The sequence below is a fragment of the Scandinavium tedordense genome (genome assembly GCF_024764965.1).
Classification (GTDB): Bacteria; Pseudomonadota; Gammaproteobacteria; order Enterobacterales; family Enterobacteriaceae; genus Scandinavium; species Scandinavium tedordense.
Genome location: NZ_JALIGG010000056.1, coordinates 321,936 through 339,474, shown reverse-complemented (window position 1 = coordinate 339,474; position 17,539 = coordinate 321,936). Strand labels below are relative to the sequence as shown.

The following is a 17,539-nucleotide window of genomic DNA, read 5'->3' as shown; positions in this document are numbered from 1 at the left end:
CTGATGAAAAACTGGAAAACAAGTGCAGAAGCAATCCTGACCAACGGCCCGGTTGTCCCGGTTATCGTTGTTAACAAACTGGAACACGCTGTACCGATGGCGAAAGCGCTGGTCGCGGGTGGCGTGCGCGTACTGGAAGTGACTCTGCGTACCGCGTGCGCCATGGACGCTATCCGCGCCATAGCTAAAGAAGTGCCAGAGGCTATTGTCGGTGCCGGTACCGTGACCAACGTTCAGCAGCTGAAAGAAGTGACCGAAGCGGGCGCGCAGTTTGCTATCAGCCCGGGTCTGACCGAGCCGCTGCTGAAAGCTGCGACTGAAGGCACTATTCCACTGATCCCAGGTATCAGCACCGTATCTGAACTGATGCTGGGCATGGACTACGGTCTGAAAGAGTTCAAATTCTTCCCGGCAGAAGCTAACGGCGGCACCAAAGCGTTGCAGGCGATTGCAGGTCCGTTCGCACATATCCGTTTCTGCCCGACAGGTGGTATCTCTCCGGCGAATTATCGCGATTATCTGGCGCTAAAAAGCGTACTGTGCATCGGTGGTTCATGGCTGGTTCCAACGGATGCGCTGGAGAGCGGTGATTACGATCGCATCACCAAAATTGCGCGCGAAGCTGTAGAAGGCGCGAAGTAAGACTTATTTGCCGGACGTGACATTTGCCCGGCGAAATGAAGATAAAGGCTGGGAGTGCGCATGCGCCTCCCGCCTTGTTTTATCCCTTAACGACGACGGCGGCGACCGCGGCTTTCGCCCGTTCAACCGCTGTTTCGACGTCATCAGCCGTTGCCAGCGCCACGCCCAGACGACGCGAACCTTCGATTTCCGGTTTGCCAAACAAACGCAGCTGAACGCCAGCCCCGACAGCGGCTTCCACGTTACCAAAACTGACGTTGCGGCTGGTTAACTGCGGCAGAATGACGGCCGAAGCGGATGGGCCGTACTGGCGGATCGCACCTATCGGCAAGCCCAGAAACGCACGGACGTGCAGCGCGAACTCGGACAAGTCCTGCGAAATCAACGTAACCATGCCGGTATCATGAGGGCGCGGTGACACTTCGCTGAAAATCACTTCATCGCCACAGACGAACAGCTCAACGCCAAACAGGCCATAGCCGCCGAGCGCCAGGACCACATCACGGGCGACGGCTTCGGCACGCTCGAGCGCCAGCGGACTCATCCGCTGTGGCTGCCATGATTCGCGATAGTCGCCGTCTTCCTGACGATGACCGACCGGGGCGCAGAAATGTACGCCGTCTACGGCGCTGACGGTCAGGAGCGTGATTTCAAAATCAAAGTTCACCACGCCTTCGACGATCACTCGTCCCGCCCCCGCCCGGCCACCCTGTTGGGCATATTGCCATGCGGCTGAGAGCTGTTCTTCGCTACGGATAAAGCTCTGGCCTTTGCCGGATGAGCTCATCACCGGTTTGATGATGCAGGGCAGCCCGATTTCGCTGACGGCGTCGCGGAAGCTCTGTTCGCTGTCGGCAAAACGGAAGCTGGAGGTTGGAAGTTTGAGTTCTTCTGCAGCCAGGCGGCGAATGCCTTCTCGATTCATAGTGAGCTTTGTCGCGCGGGCGCAGGGCACTACGTGCTGACCGGCCTTTTCCAGTTCAATCAGCATCTCGGTGGCGATGGCTTCGATTTCTGGCACGATAAAGTCGGGTTTTTCCTGCTCAACCAGCGCCTTCAACGCCTGGCCGTCCAGCATATTAATGACGTGGCTGCGATGGGCAACGTGCATCGCCGGTGCATCCGCATAGCGATCGACGGCAATCACTTCGATACCCAGACGCTGGCACTCAATGGCCACTTCTTTACCCAGCTCACCAGAGCCCAATAACATCACGCGGGTTGCCGCTGGACGCAGCGCTGTGCCTAGTACAGTCATATCGAAATTCCACAGTAAAAAAATGGACGTCAGTATATACGAAAACGTTTGCGTCTGTCTCGGATGAGAAACGACGTGATAAATAACAGGTGCTTACTTGCGTTGTTAGTGATTTGTACCATGCTTTTTAGGGTTATCAGGCGCGAGAGACATTCATATGAAAAAGAGAACAGCAATGACGGCAGTTTTGCTGCTGATGAGTAGCGTTGCGGCACACGCAGCCAGTGAGAAAACGGTGTCATTTAGCAAGTGTAAAGGCCAGGACGCCGATGGCATTGCCGCCAAGGTGAAACAGGATTACACCCAGAACCGAATTAATCAGTGGGCTGATGATCAGAAAACGCTGGGACAGGCCGATCCCGTTGCGTGGGTTAATATCCATGATGTGACCGGGAAAAATGATAAATGGAAAGTACCGCTCACGGTGCGCGGCTCAAATACCGATTTGCATTACGTCGTGACAGTGGATTGTGTAGCAGGAAACGCCACCTATCACGCGCAGTAATTTTCGGATCTTTAGCCAGACCAGACGTTTCCTGACATCGGCTCGCTTAGGCTGAGAGCATTCATCTCAGTATGGCGAGGATAAAATGGCAAACTGGTTAAATCAGATTCAATCCCTTCTCGGTCAATCATCGTCTTCTGCTCAGCCATCCGGCGAGCAGGGACTCAGTAAACTGCTGGTTCCCGGCGCGCTCGGTGGTCTTGCCGGGCTGCTGGTGTCCAGCAAATCATCGCGCAAACTGCTGACAAAATACGGAACCGGTGCGTTGCTTGTCGGCGGCGGGGCGGTAGCGGGCAGCGTGTTGTGGAACAAGTACAAAGATAAAATTCGTACGGCGCATCAGGGTGAACCACAGTACGGGCAGCAGACCAGTCCTGTAGATATGCGCACCGAGCGCCTGATCCTGGCGCTGGTGTTTGCCGCAAAAAGCGACGGGCATATCGATGATAAAGAACGGGCGGTGATTGATTCACAGCTGCGTGAAGCGGGCGTGGAAGCGCAGGGGCGTCAGCTGGTGGAGAAAGCGATCGCCCAACCGTTGGATCCGCAACTGCTGGCCAAAGACGTGCGCAATGAAGAGGAAGCGCTCGAACTTTATTTCCTGAGCTGCGCGGCTATCGATGTCGATCACTTTATGGAACGTAGCTATTTGAACGCGCTCGGCGATGCGCTGAATATTCCGCAAGAGGTGCGGGAAGGCATTGAGGCCGATTTAAAAGCGCAAAAACAGGCACTTTAACCTCAAGTTGGCATGTTTCGCTTGCATCGCTCTGCACATTTGCCACCCTTAGGGTAGGTAACTTGCAGAAGAACAACGACATGCCACCAAAAGCAAAACGCATTCCCCACACCATGACGCTTCATGGTGATACCCGGGTCGACAACTACTACTGGCTGCGTGACGACGACCGCACACAACCCGCAGTGCTCGACTATCTGAAGCAGGAAAACGACTATGGCCGCGAGGTCATGGCGTTGCAGCAAAACCTGCAGGACAAAATCCTGAAGGAGATTGTTGACCGCATTCCACAGCGTGAAGTCTCTGCGCCCTACAGCAAAAATGGCTATCGATACCGGCAGATTTACGAGCCAGGCTGCGAGTACGCGATTTATCAGCGCCAGTCCGTGCAGAAAGAAGAGTGGGACACTTGGGAAGTGCTGCTCGACAGCAATCAGCGCGCGGCGCATAGCGAGTTCTATACACTTGGTGCGTTAGGCATTTCGCCGGATAACGCACTGATGGCGCTGACGGAAGACTATCTCTCGCGTCGCCAGTATGGCCTGCGCATCCGCAGCCTGGAAAACGATAACTGGTATCCGGAGACCCTGGAAAACGTCGAGCCGGGCTTTGTCTGGGGCAATGATTCGCAAACTCTGTACTACGTGCGTAAACATCCGACGACGCTGCTGCCGCATCAGGTGTGGCGGCATACGGTGGGTATGCCTGTCACCGCCGATGAACTGGTATACGAAGAGAAGGACGATACTTTTTACGTCAGCCTGCACAAAACCAGCTCGAAGCATTACGTGATTATTCATCTGGCCAGCGCTACTACCAGCGAAGTGCTGTTGCTGGATGCTGAACTGCCTGATGCTCAGCCGCTGCGCTTTCTGGCGCGTCGCAAAGATCACGAGTACAGCGTCGATCATTTCCAGCATAACTTCTATTTACGCTCCAACCGCGAAGGTAAAAACTTTGGTCTTTATCGCTCACCTGTGCGTGATGAAAGCCGTTGGGAAGCGCTGATCCCTCCGCGCGATGAAGTGATGCTCGAAGGTTTTACCCTGTTTACCGACTGGCTGGTGGTCGAAGAGCGCCAGCACGGCCTGAGCAGCCTACGGCAGATCAATCGTAAAACCCGGGATTCCACCGGGATTGCATTTGACGATCCGGCATATGTGACCTGGCTTGCATATAATCCGGAGCCCGATACCGCGCGCCTGCGTTACGGTTATTCCTCGATGACGACGCCGGACACCTTGTTTGAGCTGAACATGGACACCGGCGAACGTACGGTGCTGAAGCAGCAGGAAGTGAAGGGCTTCGATGCCAGTCGCTATCGCAGCGAGCATCTGTGGGTCAAAGCGTGTGACGGCGCAGAAGTACCGGTTTCACTGGTTTATCATCGCGAACATTTCCGCAATGGGAACAATCCGCTGCTGGTGTACGGTTACGGCTCATACGGCGCCAGCATGGATGCGGATTTCAGCAGCAGTCGTCTGAGCCTGCTCGACCGTGGCTTCGTGTTTGCCATCGCCCATGTTCGCGGCGGTGGGGAATTAGGCCAGCAGTGGTACGAAGACGGCAAATTCCTGATGAAGAACAACACCTTCAACGATTATGTTGATGTTTGCGATGCACTGCTGGCGCAGGGCTACGGCAATCCTGAGCTTTGTTATGGGATGGGCGGTAGCGCAGGTGGAATGCTGATGGGCACCGTTATCAACCAGCGCCCGGAGCTGTTCCACGGGGTGATTGCTCAGGTGCCGTTTGTCGATGTGGTGACGACGATGCTCGATGAGTCGATCCCGCTGACCACCGGTGAGTTTGAGGAGTGGGGCAACCCACAGGAGCCTGAGTATTATCACTATATGAAAGGTTACAGCCCGTATGACAACGTTGTAAAAAAAGCCTATCCGCACCTGCTAGTCACCACCGGTCTGCATGATTCTCAGGTGCAATACTGGGAACCGGCCAAATGGGTGGCGAAGCTCAGGGAGCTGAAAACTGACGATAATCTGCTGCTGTTGTGTACTGATATGGATTCCGGGCACGGCGGGAAATCGGGGCGCTTCAAAAGCTATGAAGGTGTGGCGCTGGAGTTCACATTCCTGATTGCGCTGGCCCAGGGTACGCTGCCGGGCCAGGCATCACGCTAGCTATTCGCCAAGCCAGTGCTTGAGGGTTAAGCGCAGTTCCGGGCTCATCGAATTGAGATTATTGAATAACCAGCGGAGGTAGCCGGGATCTTTCTCGGCCACTTCTGACACTGGCTTCCCGCGGTATTTGCCGAAGGTGAAGGTGGTCATCAGTGCAGGGCGCCCGGTGATATCGGCCATCTGATCGGCGTTCCAGCCGGAGACATTCATAATATCAATCAGCAATGCGGCGGTAATATAGCAGTCATACAGCGCCCGGTGATGATGCAGGCCGGGCGGGGTGGTGACGTTCAGCTTGCGTGATTTGTAGAGCGCCATGTTGCTGTACTTGATACCCGGCCACAGGCGACGGGCCAGTTTCATGGTGCAAATCCACTCGCCGTTCATTTCTGGCAAGACACGGCGGTCGAAGCTGGCGTTGTGCGCCACGTACCAGGTGCTGCCCTGATAATGCGGTACCACGTCCTCAATCCACGGCTTATCAGCGACCATTTCTTCGGTGATGCGATGGATGGCCATCGCCTGCGGGCTGATCGGTCTGTCCGGGCGCACGAGATGGCTCATGGGGTTGGTTATCTTGCCGTCAACGATGTCCACCGAGGCGATTTCAACCACGCCTCCCTGTAAATCGCAGGTTTCAGTATCGATAACGCGTAACATTGTGCTCTCCCGGCTGAAAAGAGGCAGGTTATGCGCCACAGAGGCTTTCGTCAATGGCGCAAAGGCTTTCACGCAGCGGAATGATGTCGCCTTCCCAGCCGCCTTCGTATTTGCGACCGGTCAGCAAAAGGTCTCCGCTGTCGGCACGCACAATCAACTGACCGTGTTCATCCCACAGTGCGCTTCCCACGGCGTAGTTTGATTTTAATACCGCGATGGCGTAGCGGTGGGCCAGGCGCTGAAGCTGTTGCACTGACTGCTGTTGCTGAAATTCACAGGTACAGGTGCCGGTGGCCAGCAGCGTGGCATTCGGGTCGAGTTCGATAGCGTCGGCTTCGGGAGCCAGCACGCTAATGTGCAGCGTCTTTGGCGTCAGGCAGGTGCCTTGACCCTGATGCAGTGTAAGCGGTGCGGATGCGCCGGGCACAAAAATAGCCACGCCCTTTTGACGGTCGCCGTTCATGTCGACCGGTAAACCAGCAATGATTGTCATCCCGTGACGTTTCGCCGCAACACAAAGTGGTTGCAGGAGTGCATCTGTGGGGGTGGGGGAGAGGGGTGAATCGGTATCCGGTCCAGTCAGCGACATTTCCGGGAACACAATCAGCTGGCAGGTAAGCTTTGCCGCTGCTTCGATAAAACGCAAATGATGGTCAATGTTTTCCGCAACGCTCCTGTTGCGGGCCGTGTACTGTGCAGCAGCAATCGTCCATGCAGGCATAGTGGCTTCCTTATCACTTTCCCTGACTCAGAGTCCCTGAGTCATACTTGAGTATTTTCTCAAGATTGTAGCAGTGGTAGTGTAAGGAAGTGTAACAGTCAGTAATTCTTACTTCTGTTTTGGTTCGTACGGCAGACGGGACATGTTTACTGAAGCCAGTCGATGGGCGATCAGACGCTCGCGGAACCAGTCGCGAAGGTGCGTCGGCTGCTCACGCTCCACCACTTCTGCCACGATCGGCATATTGTAGCGCTCTTTAAATGCAACCCCGGCGGCGGCCAAATCGACGTTAATTTTGTCCATCTCGTCCTGGGGAAGTTTTGCCAGATTGGTGTTCATCGTAGGCTCCTCCTGATATCGGGCCTGAAAGTACTAAGAGTGTCGCGAAATAGCAAGACCAACGGCGGCGAATCTCGACGTAAACATTATACGGAGTTATTCTCTCACCCAGATATATAACAAAAGGGAATGAAGAGAATGAACCGAATCGCCTCCCGCGCGCTGCGCACTGGTGTTTTCCTGACCTGCGTTTTAACCACTTCCGCGGCCTTCGCCCATGCTCATCTTAAACATCAATATCCTGCTGCTGACGCACAGGTCACGGCGGCTCCACAGGCGCTGACACTCAACTTCTCCGAAGGGATTGAAGTAAAATTCAGTGGTATCACGCTGACGGGTCCGCAGCAGGCGCAGGTGCCTGTAGGCGCAGTGAAGCTCAATGAAAAAGACGACACCCAGATTATCGTCCCGGTCGAGCAGTCTCTTAAACCTGGCGATTATACCGTTGACTGGCATGTGGTGTCGGTGGATGGTCACAAAACCCAAGGCCAGTACCACTTTAGCGTGAAATAACCGTGCTGGCGTCGGTGTATGTCGGGCTGCGAGGTCTGCATTTCATTGCCGTAATGCTCGCCTTCGGCTGCGCGCTGTATGGCGCCTGGTGGGCAACGCCCCAGCTGCGTCGGCTGATGATGCGACGCTTCTTGCCGTTTGTGCGCGTTGCGATGCTGGTGAACGCCGTCTCGGCAACGTTAATGCTAATGCTACAGGGCGGCCAAATGGGCAACGGCTGGGGCGATGTCCTGCAGCCTGATGTCTGGCTCGCCGTGGTGGGTACGCGCTTTGGTAGCGTCTGGCTGTGGCAAATTCTGCTGACGTGGATTTCACTGATTGTTGTTTGTCTGAAACCGCATCGGCTGGCACCGCTGCTGCTGATTCTGTGCATTGCACAATTTTTACTCATGGCGGGCGTAGGACACGCGGCGATGCGCGATGGCATTGTTGGCGGGTTGCAGCGGATGAATCATGCGGTGCACCTTCTGTGCGCGGGTGCCTGGTTTGGAGGCCTGCTGCCGTTCCTGTACTGCCTGCGCTTGGCGCAAGGGCCCTGGCGAATCTCGGCTATCAATACCATGATGCGTTTTTCCCGCTGGGGCCATCTGGCGGTAATTGGGGTGATCCTGAGCGGCATGGCTAACGCCTGGCTGATTCAGGGGCAACTGGTGACGGATACAGCCTATGGGCGTCTGCTGTTGGTGAAATGTGCGTTAGTGGTGTTGATGGTGGTAATCGCCCTCGCGAACAGGTATGTTCTGGTGCCGCGAATGGCGACAGACAGACAGCGCATACAGACGCTGTTTGTGCGCACTACACAGGCGGAAATGATTTTAGGGACTCTGGTGCTGGCGGCGGTAAGCTTCTTCGCAACGTGGGAACCGTTCTGAATTAAGTGGCAGAATCATGAAAAAACTCGTTTTATCAATGTTGCTATTGGCAACAACTGGAACCGCACTGGCGGCGCCGAAGATTATCACCGTCAGTCGTTTTGAGATGGGTAAAGAACAGTGGGCATTCAATCGTGAAGAGGTCATGCTGACCTGCCGTCCGGGCAATGCGCTGTATGCCATAAACCCAAGCACGCTGATGCAATATCCGCTGAATGAGGTTGCTGAGCAGGAAGTGAAGGAAGGGAAGAGCAACGCCCAGCCGATTTCTGTGATCCAGGTCGATGATCCGGCGCATGAAGGCCAAAAGATGAGCCTGGAACCGTTTATCGCCCGCGCTGAAAAGCTCTGCTGAACCGCAACGCTAACTGATTGACAGACAATAAAAAACCGCAAGTTTTCCAGATGGAAGCTTGCGGTTTTTTGCGTTTTGTGACGCTTTGCTCACGGTTTTTTTTTGACCACTTTTGTCGCGGACTGGAAAACCTGGCATGGTCATCTATTCTTAAAGGGCAAGGCGATTTTAGCCTGCATTAATGCCAACTTTTAGCGCACGGCTCTCTCCCAAGAGCCATTTCCCTGGACCGAATACAGGAATCGTATTCGGTCTCTTTTTATCTGTAAGCTATATCAGTAACTTACAACGTCAGCCTGAAAATTATCCACACTTTCACGACCAACCTGTCTTCTTTTATATCACATCAAAATCGGTCTTAACATTTTTTTTACATGAAAAATGCAGATTGCTATGTATTCGTTTTGCCGTTTATCCCGGTATTTTTCGGTCATTTTCTCCGACTGATGCCCGAACATTTTTGGTGAAATCTTTGGCATACGCAGGCATATCGCTGTTCTTGAGAAGGCATCTCGTGCCAGAAGTAGAATCCTTACTCTCTGATTTTATTGAATATGTCAGACTTAAGGCGACCATCATTAAAAATGATGTAATTCCTGCTCTTGGTATATACACCCCCAGTTGAGCAAATGGAAGTCATAAGCGTCCGCTTCGCTCATAGAGGTTACCATGCATTCGACACAAGTGCGCTTCTGACCAGGATCGGGGCAGTCCACAGGCAGTATTAACAGACCATCCCTGCCATCTCAGGCCTCTGCTAAACTGAATGGTGAATCTCATTATGAGCAGGAGGATGTATGGGTTTAATCAGTTTCGTAAAAGAAGCGGGTGAAAAAATACTTGAGGCGGTCACCGGTACGGCGCATGCCGCGGATCAAAGCGAACTCCTTAAAGAGCATCTTAAGAAGAACGGCTTACAGGATGCCGATAAGATTGATGTGAAGGTTGAAGATGGAAAGGCTGTTGTTACAGGCGAAGGTTTAAGCCAGGAAGCAAAAGAAAAAATTCTGATTGCTGTCGGTAACGTGGCAGGGATTGCAGGTGTGGAAGATAACGTTACGGTGCAAGACACGGCTACAGAAAGTCAGTACTACACGGTTAAAACTGGCGACACCCTGAGTGGCATTTCTAAACAAGTTTATGGTGATGCTAATCAGTACAACAAAATTTTCGATGCCAATAAACCGATGTTGAAAAGCCCCGATAAAATCTACCCTGGCCAGGTTCTTAGGGTGCCAAAATAGATTTGGCACATACCTATCACTTTCGCGATAGCAATGCAGTTGATGGGCTCTATTTGAATAGAGCCCATGATTAACTATAAAGCGATTTGACCGTTATCAATATGCCATTCGCTGAACGGCTTCGGTCGTCCATAGTGATAGCCCTGTGCAAGCAGGCAACCCATAGAGTGTAATTTATCCCCCGTCTCCTGATCTTCAATCCCCTCCGCAACCAAGGGAACGCCAAAGCTTTTTGAAAGACTCAACACGGAATTTATGACCGATTCACTTCGGCTATCCTCCATTACACCACTGACAAATTGGCGGTCAATTTTAAGCTGATCAAACGGGAGCGTATGCAGATAAGATAGGCTGGAATAACCTGAACCGAAATCATCCAGGGAGATAGTGACGCCGATTTCGCGTAAGGCCTTCAGATGTCGGCAAGTATTGGTTCCACTGCCAACCAAAACACCCTCGGTAATTTCGATGCAAAGATTATAACCCTGCAACCCATGCTGTTGGAGCGACGCAATAACACCCTCTGCGAACTCATTCGCTTGTAGCTGAATAGGGGAGATATTAATGTGCAGTTTGAAATCTTCACAGTTGCCGCGAGTCATTAGTGCGGCCAACTCGCGACAAGCATTGTTGATGATCCATTCACCCAGTGGAATTATGAGGCCTGTCTCTTCCGCTATTGTGATAAATTTATCCGGCGGCACATTCCCCAGCACCGGGTTTTGCCAGCGCACCAGACACTCACCTTCGCGACATTCCGTATTTCCAGCCAATCCAACAATTGGCTGCATCACAAGATAGAACTCTTCACGCTCAAGTGCGTGACTCAGTTGTTCATGCAGCTGAATATGGAGCAGTCCGGAGGCATGCATGTCCGGAGTGAAGAGGGTAACTTTGCCATTACCCTCGCGGCGGGCATGATGCAAGGCGATACCCGCATAGCGTAGAACTTCATCAAGGTTTTCAGGCGTTAAAGCTTCCTCAGCCAGACCTGCGTTACCTTCGATACGCAATTCATGATGGCCGATATTTGGCATATCCTTAATGCTGAAAAGCGTATGTGCTTTTTGCTTCCATAAGCTGAGTTGCTCTACCGTTTTGACGGGAGGGAGAATAACCACAAGCTTATCCATGCGTTCGCGACAAATGATGATGTCTTCCGGGAAAGTATCTGTGATGCGTGAAATCAGATACTTCATTAATGAGCGGCCATAATCCTGGCCCAACAGATTAGTGAGCGAAGAGTGGTTACTAAGATGGACCAGCATAACAACGCTACGGTTATCCAGGTATTCAGGATGATGGCGCAACCCGGATATCGTCAGAGAGCCGGTTTCGATATCTTTATCCAGCATGGGGTGCGCAAGCTTTTCGGTACGTGTTACTTTCTCACGGCTCGGTAAGCGGGTCGGACGATTCTTCATGACGTATAGCTTTTCGTCGGCTATTTGACAATCTTTGGCAAAATCACCGGTAAATTCCTGGATGCCATATGAGCACGAAATTGGGATGGTTATACTGTCATATTGAAAATGTTTGAGCTTTTTCTGTGCCTGCTGCATTAGCGCACTGGCTGACGAATAGTTACACCATGGCATCAGCAGCAAGAACTCGTCTCCTCCAGTGCGAATAATTGTATCAGAAGCTCGCAACGTTCTGATTAGCGTATCAGAGAAATATGCCAAAGAAAGGTCGCCGACATGATGCCCATAGGTGTCATTGATGTCCTTGAACAAATCCAGATCCACCGCCACGATTATCCAGGATTCATGTGCGGACATGGAGTTGATGATGACCTCTCCGCCCTCTCTGGAGAATGCACGGGTCAACGAGTCGTAACTGAGTCGTTTCAACATGTTCATGATGTTGCGGTATGCATTTATTGACGAAGCGAAAAAAATCAGCAGGATAAGATTAGCAAAGACGAATCTCCACGGTCTGTGATGTATAACATTATATAAACCGACCTTCGCGTTGATGATAAAGCCTGCCGTCAAAGGAATTTGCACAATCGGGAAAGGGGAATAGCCTATTTCTGTAGGCGTAATCGGCAGGTCTGGCCCACCGCGTCTGCTCTGCAACGTAAGTTGATAAGATGAGGGCGTGATGCCAGTTTTGATGAAGTATTTATTAAACAACTCAGACAGATCTTTGGCGGTATAATCGGTGGAGATAATTCCTTCAATGCTGCTTTTATTATAATTTAGATTATTTGAAATCACAGGCACGCTGAACGTAATAACCGGCAGGCCGGTTAATGAATCTGTATAAACATCGCTGTAAAGACGTTCTGATACCAGGAATGCTTTTTCAGCTTTAACTTTTCTGGATACTTCGTCTAAATAAGAACTGATTGCCAGGTGAGGTGATGTGAATTTATATCCGCTTTTCTTTACCGGTTCAAAACTGTAAGCGTAGTTAAGGTTCGCACTGAAGAAATAAGTCCAGTATGATGTTTTGTTTTCATCACTAAGGCTATTCCAGAATGAATTGAGAATCGCCGATATTTTTCGGTCGTTAACGCTCACTTTACCAGAGGCAAACATTATATGTTTCTGATACAGTGACGGATCTAATTCATTTTCTTTGAAATTAGCACTGGCACCCAATTTTCCAGCAATATCATTACTGGAAAGAGCAACAAGATCCCCAAGTGCCAACGAGATGTTTTTATTTTTCTCAATGTTATGATTAATTACGACAGCTATGTCAGAGGTGGCGAAGCGTGCGCTGCGAATCATGTCAAGATAAGAGAGTAATAGCAGAGAGGCATTGACTATCAAAATGATAGTTAACAAAGAGAAAATAAGAGCTCTTTTCTCGATTTTGAACGCGTTTATAGTTTTCATAAAATGAAGGATACAAACCCAATTGTATTTCACAAAGGATAATGCTAACACTCCGGTAATCTCTACCCGCAACAAATCCTGTTTATTTCTGGATGGCGGCAATAAGTTTTATCCATAAATAAATTATCACAATGTATTCACGCCTCTATAAATACCTAATAATATGTTGTTAACATGGATCTAATACACTGGTGGCATTAAAAAATCAATGAGTTACAAATTCAAATGCACGCTCTGAAAAAAGCATAAAAAAAACCCCTTCGCTTCGCAGGGCAAAGGGGAAAAGCTTACAATGAATATTATATTTTCGGACTCACTTTTACGGCTTTACAGGGATATGCAGCGCCGCGAGGTGGTTTGGCCTGAAAGTTGCGCGTCCAGGGAAGTGGAGTCAGTCAGACCTGAAACTTAATGCTACATGCTGTCAGGAAGAAGCAGCACGCCGCGCTATGTTTCGTAAAGAATGGTATGCATCAAGGTGATTTGATTCAAATACCATCTTGTTTAATTTTGAATATGCGTAACCGCAGGGATTATTCGGGCGTGACGATATCGGGGTAGAGGAGGGTTTCAAGATAGCTGACCATGACCCAAATTTGATCGCTCAAAATGAACCAGATGCCCAGTCCAAGTAAAACCAGAACCAGAATTATCAAGGCAAATTCGATTTTGCTCATAGCCAGGAAGTACCGCCAGCGAGGTATCAGAGGAATACCTCATGATGATAGCGAAACATCAGGGGCTCGTGCAATCACCCTGCGCGAAAGTCTCTGCCAATGTACGGCAGAGACCAACGTAAGTGCGCTTACGCGTGCGGGAAAAATGCCTTGAACTGAGCGGTCATCTCATCGAGCAGCGCAAAGCGACGGCGGTATTCTGCACGTTTTTTGCTGGCAATATCTTCAAGAGATTTACGCTCCTGTGCCAGGGGCAACTGCCAACGGAATGGGTCGCTTTTAACACCGTCTAACGATGCCCAGAATTCGTCGTAGCTGGCATGGAAATGACGGCCTTTACTGAAGCGGTAGCGAAGGGCGCGGAACACGTGGCCATTATCGCTGACGCCGGCAAGCGTGCTGATCCCGCACTCGGCGGCCATCAGACCAAAGAATTCAACCAGAATACGCTTCGGGAACAGCCCGTAACAGGCGCGGGTGGCATGCTTAATCACATCATGAGAAACGTTGCGACGCGGCCCTTGCAGACCGCCGACGATAAGCTCCCAGCCGCTATTGCTCCGGGCAACGCTGAATGTCGTGCTGGCCAGTACCGTATTGTTTGCGTCGCAAAACCACAGTGTGCTTTCCCCTTCACGTTCGGCCTTGTGCGCGCAGGTGGCGTATAGCGTAAATTGCGCACCCTCTTTGCCCTCAAAGCTCAGCAACGCCGTAGGCTCCGTGGCGGTTAATGCCGCGGTAAGCAGGGGGCTTTTAAGCGAATCAATAAACTGATAATGACCGACAATGGCTTGCGCCCGCTGCGTTGACGATAAACCGCGAGCCAGATACTGGCGGTGCGTTTTGCTGGGCAATGTGACCTGCGCGTTCAGCAGGCGCATGAAGTCCGGGCGCTGGCCGAGTGTGTCGAGCAGCAGTCGGGTTGAGCGATAAAAAATCATCGTGCGCAGCAAAAACTTCAGACGGTAGTCTGCTTTTTTCCAGATTGGCGCGGGGGCAAGTTTGCCGCTGACCAGTTCGGAAATAAGATGCGCGCGTGGTTCAGGTGAATAGGCGGAGTGCAGGGTGTTGTCCGACATGATAATAACCTCATCATTGTTCTGAGGGTATTCTAACGGCCGGTGCGGTTAATCTTAATGCGCCCACAGACTTTATTCCGCGCTCGTTTATCCTTGATTTAGGTTTATCAAAAAGCCTAAGACAATCTGGGTATCCCCTATACTTAAATCAGGGGGGCAAGGCTATGTATCAACGAATTGACGGCAAAGCGTGGAGACATATTTGGTTGATTGGCGATCTACATGGTTGCTTTAATTTACTGATGCCGAAACTACAGTCTCTAAAGTTTAATCCCTGGCAGGATGTACTCATATCCGTCGGCGACCTGATTGATCGCGGGCCCGAGAGTCTCAAATGCCTCGAACTTATTCATCAAAAATGGTTTTTTGCTATTCGAGGAAATCACGAGCAAATGGCGATGGATGCGCTTGAGCATCAGCGGCTATCGCTGTGGGAACTGAATGGGGGAGAGTGGTTCGAGCAATGTACTGCTAGCGAACAGGCTGAGGCACGACGTCTGCTGCAGGCCTGTCATCAACTGCCGTATGTCATCGAAGTGGATACCGAATCAGGCGTGCATGTGGTGGCTCACGCCGATTATCCTGCCGCGCATTATCAGTGGCAGCAGGACGTAGACTGGCATCGTGTACTGTGGGACCGGCAGCGGCTGAGCGACCATCTGGCCGGGAATCACATCCAAATTGAGGGTGCGGATCACTTCTGGTTTGGGCACACGCCGTTAAAACACCGTTATGATGCGCTCAATCAGCACTACATCGATACCGGTGCGGTGTTTGGCGGTGAGTTGACGCTGGTCCAGCTTCAGTAATCACAAGTCGCTGTATTCCTTGGCCGGACGCCAGAAACCGTCAATAAAATCCTCAACCGGGAAGCAGCCGCCATGTCTTAATCGCTGAACGTCCATCGCCCGTTCGCACTGCGGCTCGGTGTTGTAAACATCCACCACAATATCTTCGCAGCCACCATCGAGATAACAAATAAATAAAACCAGAGCGAACATCGCATCCTCACACTTTTGCGTGGTGTCTTAAGTGTAAGAGAAATAAGCGGAAGGGGAAATAAATAACCCGCCTGTGGGCGGGTTCCTTTTGAATCAGGCTAAGCGCATGACCCAAGCATCGGACTTACTGTCATAGTGTTTGCGGTATAGAACAGAGTGTTCCCCATCGAGAATGGCGGGAACGCTGGTATCGGCATCCCATGCATCGAGTTGCATGCACAAATCGGGGTCGGATTTACAGGGGATGCTTAACGTTCGCTCCCCTTGCTGCTCGCCATGCAGCTCGCCGTCATCAATTTCAAAGGCGCCTATTCGTACGCTGGTTTTGGTCATAATGCTCTCCGGTTGTCTGCTTCGTCGTGGTATGACCAGTTAGGTCTTCCCATTTTTTAGCGTAGACAAGGGCGAGCATTTTGCCAGTCAGAACGTGCTTATTTTTGGCTCCGCGTTACGCTTTGGCAGCGAATAATTTTCCGTCCCGGACCAGTTCACGGGGATAGCTATTCTTGAGGCGCGACCCGACTTTTTTCGCCAGCCCCAGTGGATGTCCCTGAAAGGTCACAATAACATCATCCCGCGCAGGCGGCGTTTCCGGCCAGACATCGCGTCCGCGATACCACTCTTCGGCTTCCGTCTGCGTCAGTTCGAAGCGCGCACTTTTTTGGCCCGCCAGAGCGATAACGGCTTCGTGCTGCCAGCGGAATCCTTTGTTGAAGGTTTCAGCCAGACGTAGACCGATGCGAGAAAAACGCACTTTGCCCAGTAACGGCTCAATCTCTGACGGGAACAGCCAAATCTCTTTATCGCGCTGCCAGAGATTCAGATTTTCCTCCCAGTGCAAACCTACGGCGGCGGCAGCCTGTTTCACCGCCAGGGATTCGCGAGTCCGCATTGGCATGAAGGGGAATTTACCGACTTTGTAGCCTGGTGCGGGCAGGGCCTCAATGGCCGCGGTTTTCTTCAGTCGTGCGACAAAGAATCCTTCGCAATCGAAAATCTGTGGAAAGACACGCAGGAAACCTTCGGGCGTCAGCGCCTGGGTTGCGTCGTCGAATAGCGTGTCGAGCGGCATGATTTCGACCGCCAGGGGATAGCGGGCCAGCAACCAGCTCAGCACGTCCTCATTTTCGTCACGGTTCAGCGTGCAAGTGGAGTACACCAGCGTGCCGCCTGGGCGAAGCGCATGAAACGCGCTGTCGATAAGCTCACGCTGGGTTTGGGCTATGTCCAGATTGCTTTCCTGGGACCAGTTTTTCAGCGCATCGGGATCTTTGCGCACTACGCCTTCGCCGGAGCACGGGGCGTCGAGCAAAATGGCGTCGAATGACTCTGGAAGCGCAGCGCCGAAAACCCGGCCATCGAAATGGGTAAGGGCAACGTTGCTTATCCCACATCGGCTGATATTCGCGTGCAGGACTTTAACCCGGCTGGCGGAATACTCGTTGGCTAAAATAGCCCCTTCGTTCCCCATTCGTGCGGCAATCTGCGTGGTTTTGGAACCCGGTGCTGCGGCAACGTCCATCACCCGTCGAGGATGATTTTCGTCAGCAAACAGCGCAGTGACCGGCAGCATTGAGCTTGCTTCCTGAATGTAAAACAGACCGCTCAGGTGTTCGGCCGTGCTGCCAAGCGGCAGAGAATCTTCGTCTTCGCGCTCAATCCAGAAACCTTCGTCGCACCAGGGGACGGGCGTGAGTTGCCAGCTATACGGGGCAATCAGCTGCAGAAAATCCGGGACGGAAATTTTGAGTGTATTAACACGGATACTGCGGCGCAGCGGGCGCTGGCAGGCGGCGATAAATTCGTCGAAGGAGAGATGAGTCGGCATTGCCGTACGCATCACCTCAAGAAAGGAGTCAGGAAGATAAGCCACTAAACGCACCAGATTCATAAACGGGTGCGCAGTTTAGCACAGCGACTCTGGCTTCTTACAGCCGGAGTCGC

At 51.9% G+C, this 17,539-nt stretch carries 19 protein-coding genes; 9 read left to right on the top strand and 10 right to left on the bottom strand.

Features of this window, described 5'->3' with window-relative positions:
* Positions 1–3 precede the first annotated feature (3 nt).
* A complete protein-coding gene (locus tag MUU46_RS14785) occupies positions 4–642 on the top strand; it encodes a bifunctional 4-hydroxy-2-oxoglutarate aldolase/2-dehydro-3-deoxy-phosphogluconate aldolase (protein WP_258965893.1) in 639 nt (212 codons plus the stop codon).
* A gap of 79 nt (positions 643–721) precedes the next feature.
* Here the strand turns inward: MUU46_RS14785 and purT are convergent, their stop codons facing one another.
* Positions 722–1,900 carry a formate-dependent phosphoribosylglycinamide formyltransferase gene (purT, locus tag MUU46_RS14780; RefSeq protein WP_258965892.1) on the bottom strand — a complete coding sequence of 393 codons (1,179 nt, stop codon included), beginning with the start codon at positions 1,898–1,900 and terminating at the stop codon, positions 722–724.
* A gap of 157 nt (positions 1,901–2,057) precedes the next feature.
* On the opposite strand from purT, the gene yebF reads away from it, so the two are divergent.
* From yebF to ptrB, 3 genes are all read left to right on the top strand, one after another.
* Positions 2,058–2,405: a protein YebF gene (gene yebF, locus MUU46_RS14775; RefSeq protein WP_258965891.1), complete on the top strand. Its 348-nt coding sequence runs from the start codon at positions 2,058–2,060 to the stop codon at positions 2,403–2,405.
* Between the two features lie 85 nt (positions 2,406–2,490).
* Positions 2,491–3,144 carry a tellurite resistance TerB family protein gene (locus MUU46_RS14770; RefSeq protein WP_159755425.1) on the top strand — a complete coding sequence of 218 codons (654 nt, stop codon included), beginning with the start codon at positions 2,491–2,493 and terminating at the stop codon, positions 3,142–3,144.
* Between the two features lie 80 nt (positions 3,145–3,224).
* Positions 3,225–5,285, top strand: coding sequence for an oligopeptidase B (ptrB, locus tag MUU46_RS14765; RefSeq protein WP_258965890.1), 2,061 nt, complete (start codon positions 3,225–3,227; stop codon positions 5,283–5,285).
* On the opposite strand, the gene exoX is transcribed toward ptrB, so the two are convergent.
* The 3 genes from exoX to MUU46_RS14750 all read right to left on the bottom strand — a co-directional run bounded on the left by exoX (position 5,286) and on the right by MUU46_RS14750 (position 7,005).
* The gene (gene exoX / locus MUU46_RS14760; RefSeq protein WP_159755431.1) at positions 5,286–5,945 is read right to left on the bottom strand and encodes an exodeoxyribonuclease X; all 660 of its coding nucleotides are present in this window, start codon (positions 5,943–5,945) and stop codon (positions 5,286–5,288) included. It abuts the gene before it with no gap.
* Between the two features lie 28 nt (positions 5,946–5,973).
* Positions 5,974–6,666 carry a carbon-nitrogen hydrolase family protein gene (locus tag MUU46_RS14755; RefSeq protein ID WP_258965889.1) on the bottom strand — a complete coding sequence of 231 codons (693 nt, stop codon included), beginning with the start codon at positions 6,664–6,666 and terminating at the stop codon, positions 5,974–5,976.
* A 108-nt stretch (positions 6,667–6,774) separates the two neighbouring features.
* A complete protein-coding gene (locus MUU46_RS14750; RefSeq protein ID WP_159755436.1) occupies positions 6,775–7,005 on the bottom strand; it encodes a DNA polymerase III subunit theta in 231 nt (76 codons plus the stop codon).
* A 138-nt stretch (positions 7,006–7,143) separates the two neighbouring features.
* Here MUU46_RS14750 and yobA point away from each other — a divergent pair, with 138 nt between their 5' ends.
* The 4 genes from yobA (at position 7,144) to lysM (ending at position 9,989) form a co-directional block, all read left to right on the top strand.
* Positions 7,144–7,518 (top strand): CopC domain-containing protein YobA, encoded by a 375-nt coding sequence (gene yobA / locus MUU46_RS14745; RefSeq protein WP_159755439.1) that lies wholly within the window; start codon positions 7,144–7,146, stop codon positions 7,516–7,518.
* A gap of 2 nt (positions 7,519–7,520) precedes the next feature.
* Positions 7,521–8,390, top strand: a complete 870-nt coding sequence (copD, locus tag MUU46_RS14740) for a copper homeostasis membrane protein CopD (protein ID WP_258965888.1) — start codon at positions 7,521–7,523, stop codon at positions 8,388–8,390.
* Positions 8,391–8,406: 16 nt separating this feature from the next.
* Positions 8,407–8,745 (top strand): YebY family protein, encoded by a 339-nt coding sequence (locus tag MUU46_RS14735; RefSeq protein WP_185153734.1) that lies wholly within the window; start codon positions 8,407–8,409, stop codon positions 8,743–8,745.
* 797 nt (positions 8,746–9,542) lie between these two features.
* Positions 9,543–9,989, top strand: coding sequence for a peptidoglycan-binding protein LysM (lysM, locus tag MUU46_RS14730; protein WP_159755445.1), 447 nt, complete (start codon positions 9,543–9,545; stop codon positions 9,987–9,989).
* A 74-nt stretch (positions 9,990–10,063) separates the two neighbouring features.
* Here the strand turns inward: lysM and MUU46_RS14725 are convergent, their stop codons facing one another.
* From MUU46_RS14725 to MUU46_RS14715, 3 genes are all read right to left on the bottom strand, one after another.
* Positions 10,064–12,889: an EAL domain-containing protein gene (locus tag MUU46_RS14725; RefSeq protein ID WP_258965887.1), complete on the bottom strand. Its 2,826-nt coding sequence runs from the start codon at positions 12,887–12,889 to the stop codon at positions 10,064–10,066.
* A gap of 482 nt (positions 12,890–13,371) precedes the next feature.
* The gene (locus MUU46_RS14720; RefSeq protein WP_159755451.1) at positions 13,372–13,515 is read right to left on the bottom strand and encodes an Ecr family regulatory small membrane protein; all 144 of its coding nucleotides are present in this window, start codon (positions 13,513–13,515) and stop codon (positions 13,372–13,374) included.
* A 128-nt stretch (positions 13,516–13,643) separates the two neighbouring features.
* The gene (locus tag MUU46_RS14715; protein WP_258965886.1) at positions 13,644–14,594 is read right to left on the bottom strand and encodes a VirK/YbjX family protein; all 951 of its coding nucleotides are present in this window, start codon (positions 14,592–14,594) and stop codon (positions 13,644–13,646) included.
* Between the two features lie 164 nt (positions 14,595–14,758).
* Between MUU46_RS14715 and pphA the strand changes: the two genes are divergently transcribed.
* Entirely contained in the window at positions 14,759–15,403 is a 645-nt protein-coding gene (pphA, locus tag MUU46_RS14710) for a protein-serine/threonine phosphatase (protein ID WP_258965885.1), read from the top strand.
* Here the strand turns inward: pphA and MUU46_RS14705 are convergent, their stop codons facing one another.
* The 3 genes from MUU46_RS14705 to rsmF form a co-directional block, all read right to left on the bottom strand.
* On the bottom strand, positions 15,404–15,595 hold the full coding sequence (locus tag MUU46_RS14705) for a YdfD/YebW family protein (RefSeq protein WP_258965884.1): 192 nt from the start codon (positions 15,593–15,595) through the stop codon (positions 15,404–15,406). It lies immediately after the preceding gene.
* A 93-nt stretch (positions 15,596–15,688) separates the two neighbouring features.
* Positions 15,689–15,928, bottom strand: coding sequence for a YebV family protein (locus MUU46_RS14700; RefSeq protein WP_159755463.1), 240 nt, complete (start codon positions 15,926–15,928; stop codon positions 15,689–15,691).
* Between the two features lie 115 nt (positions 15,929–16,043).
* The gene (gene rsmF / locus MUU46_RS14695) at positions 16,044–17,468 is read right to left on the bottom strand and encodes a 16S rRNA (cytosine(1407)-C(5))-methyltransferase RsmF (RefSeq protein WP_258965883.1); all 1,425 of its coding nucleotides are present in this window, start codon (positions 17,466–17,468) and stop codon (positions 16,044–16,046) included.
* Between the last annotated feature and the right edge of the window lie 71 nt (positions 17,469–17,539).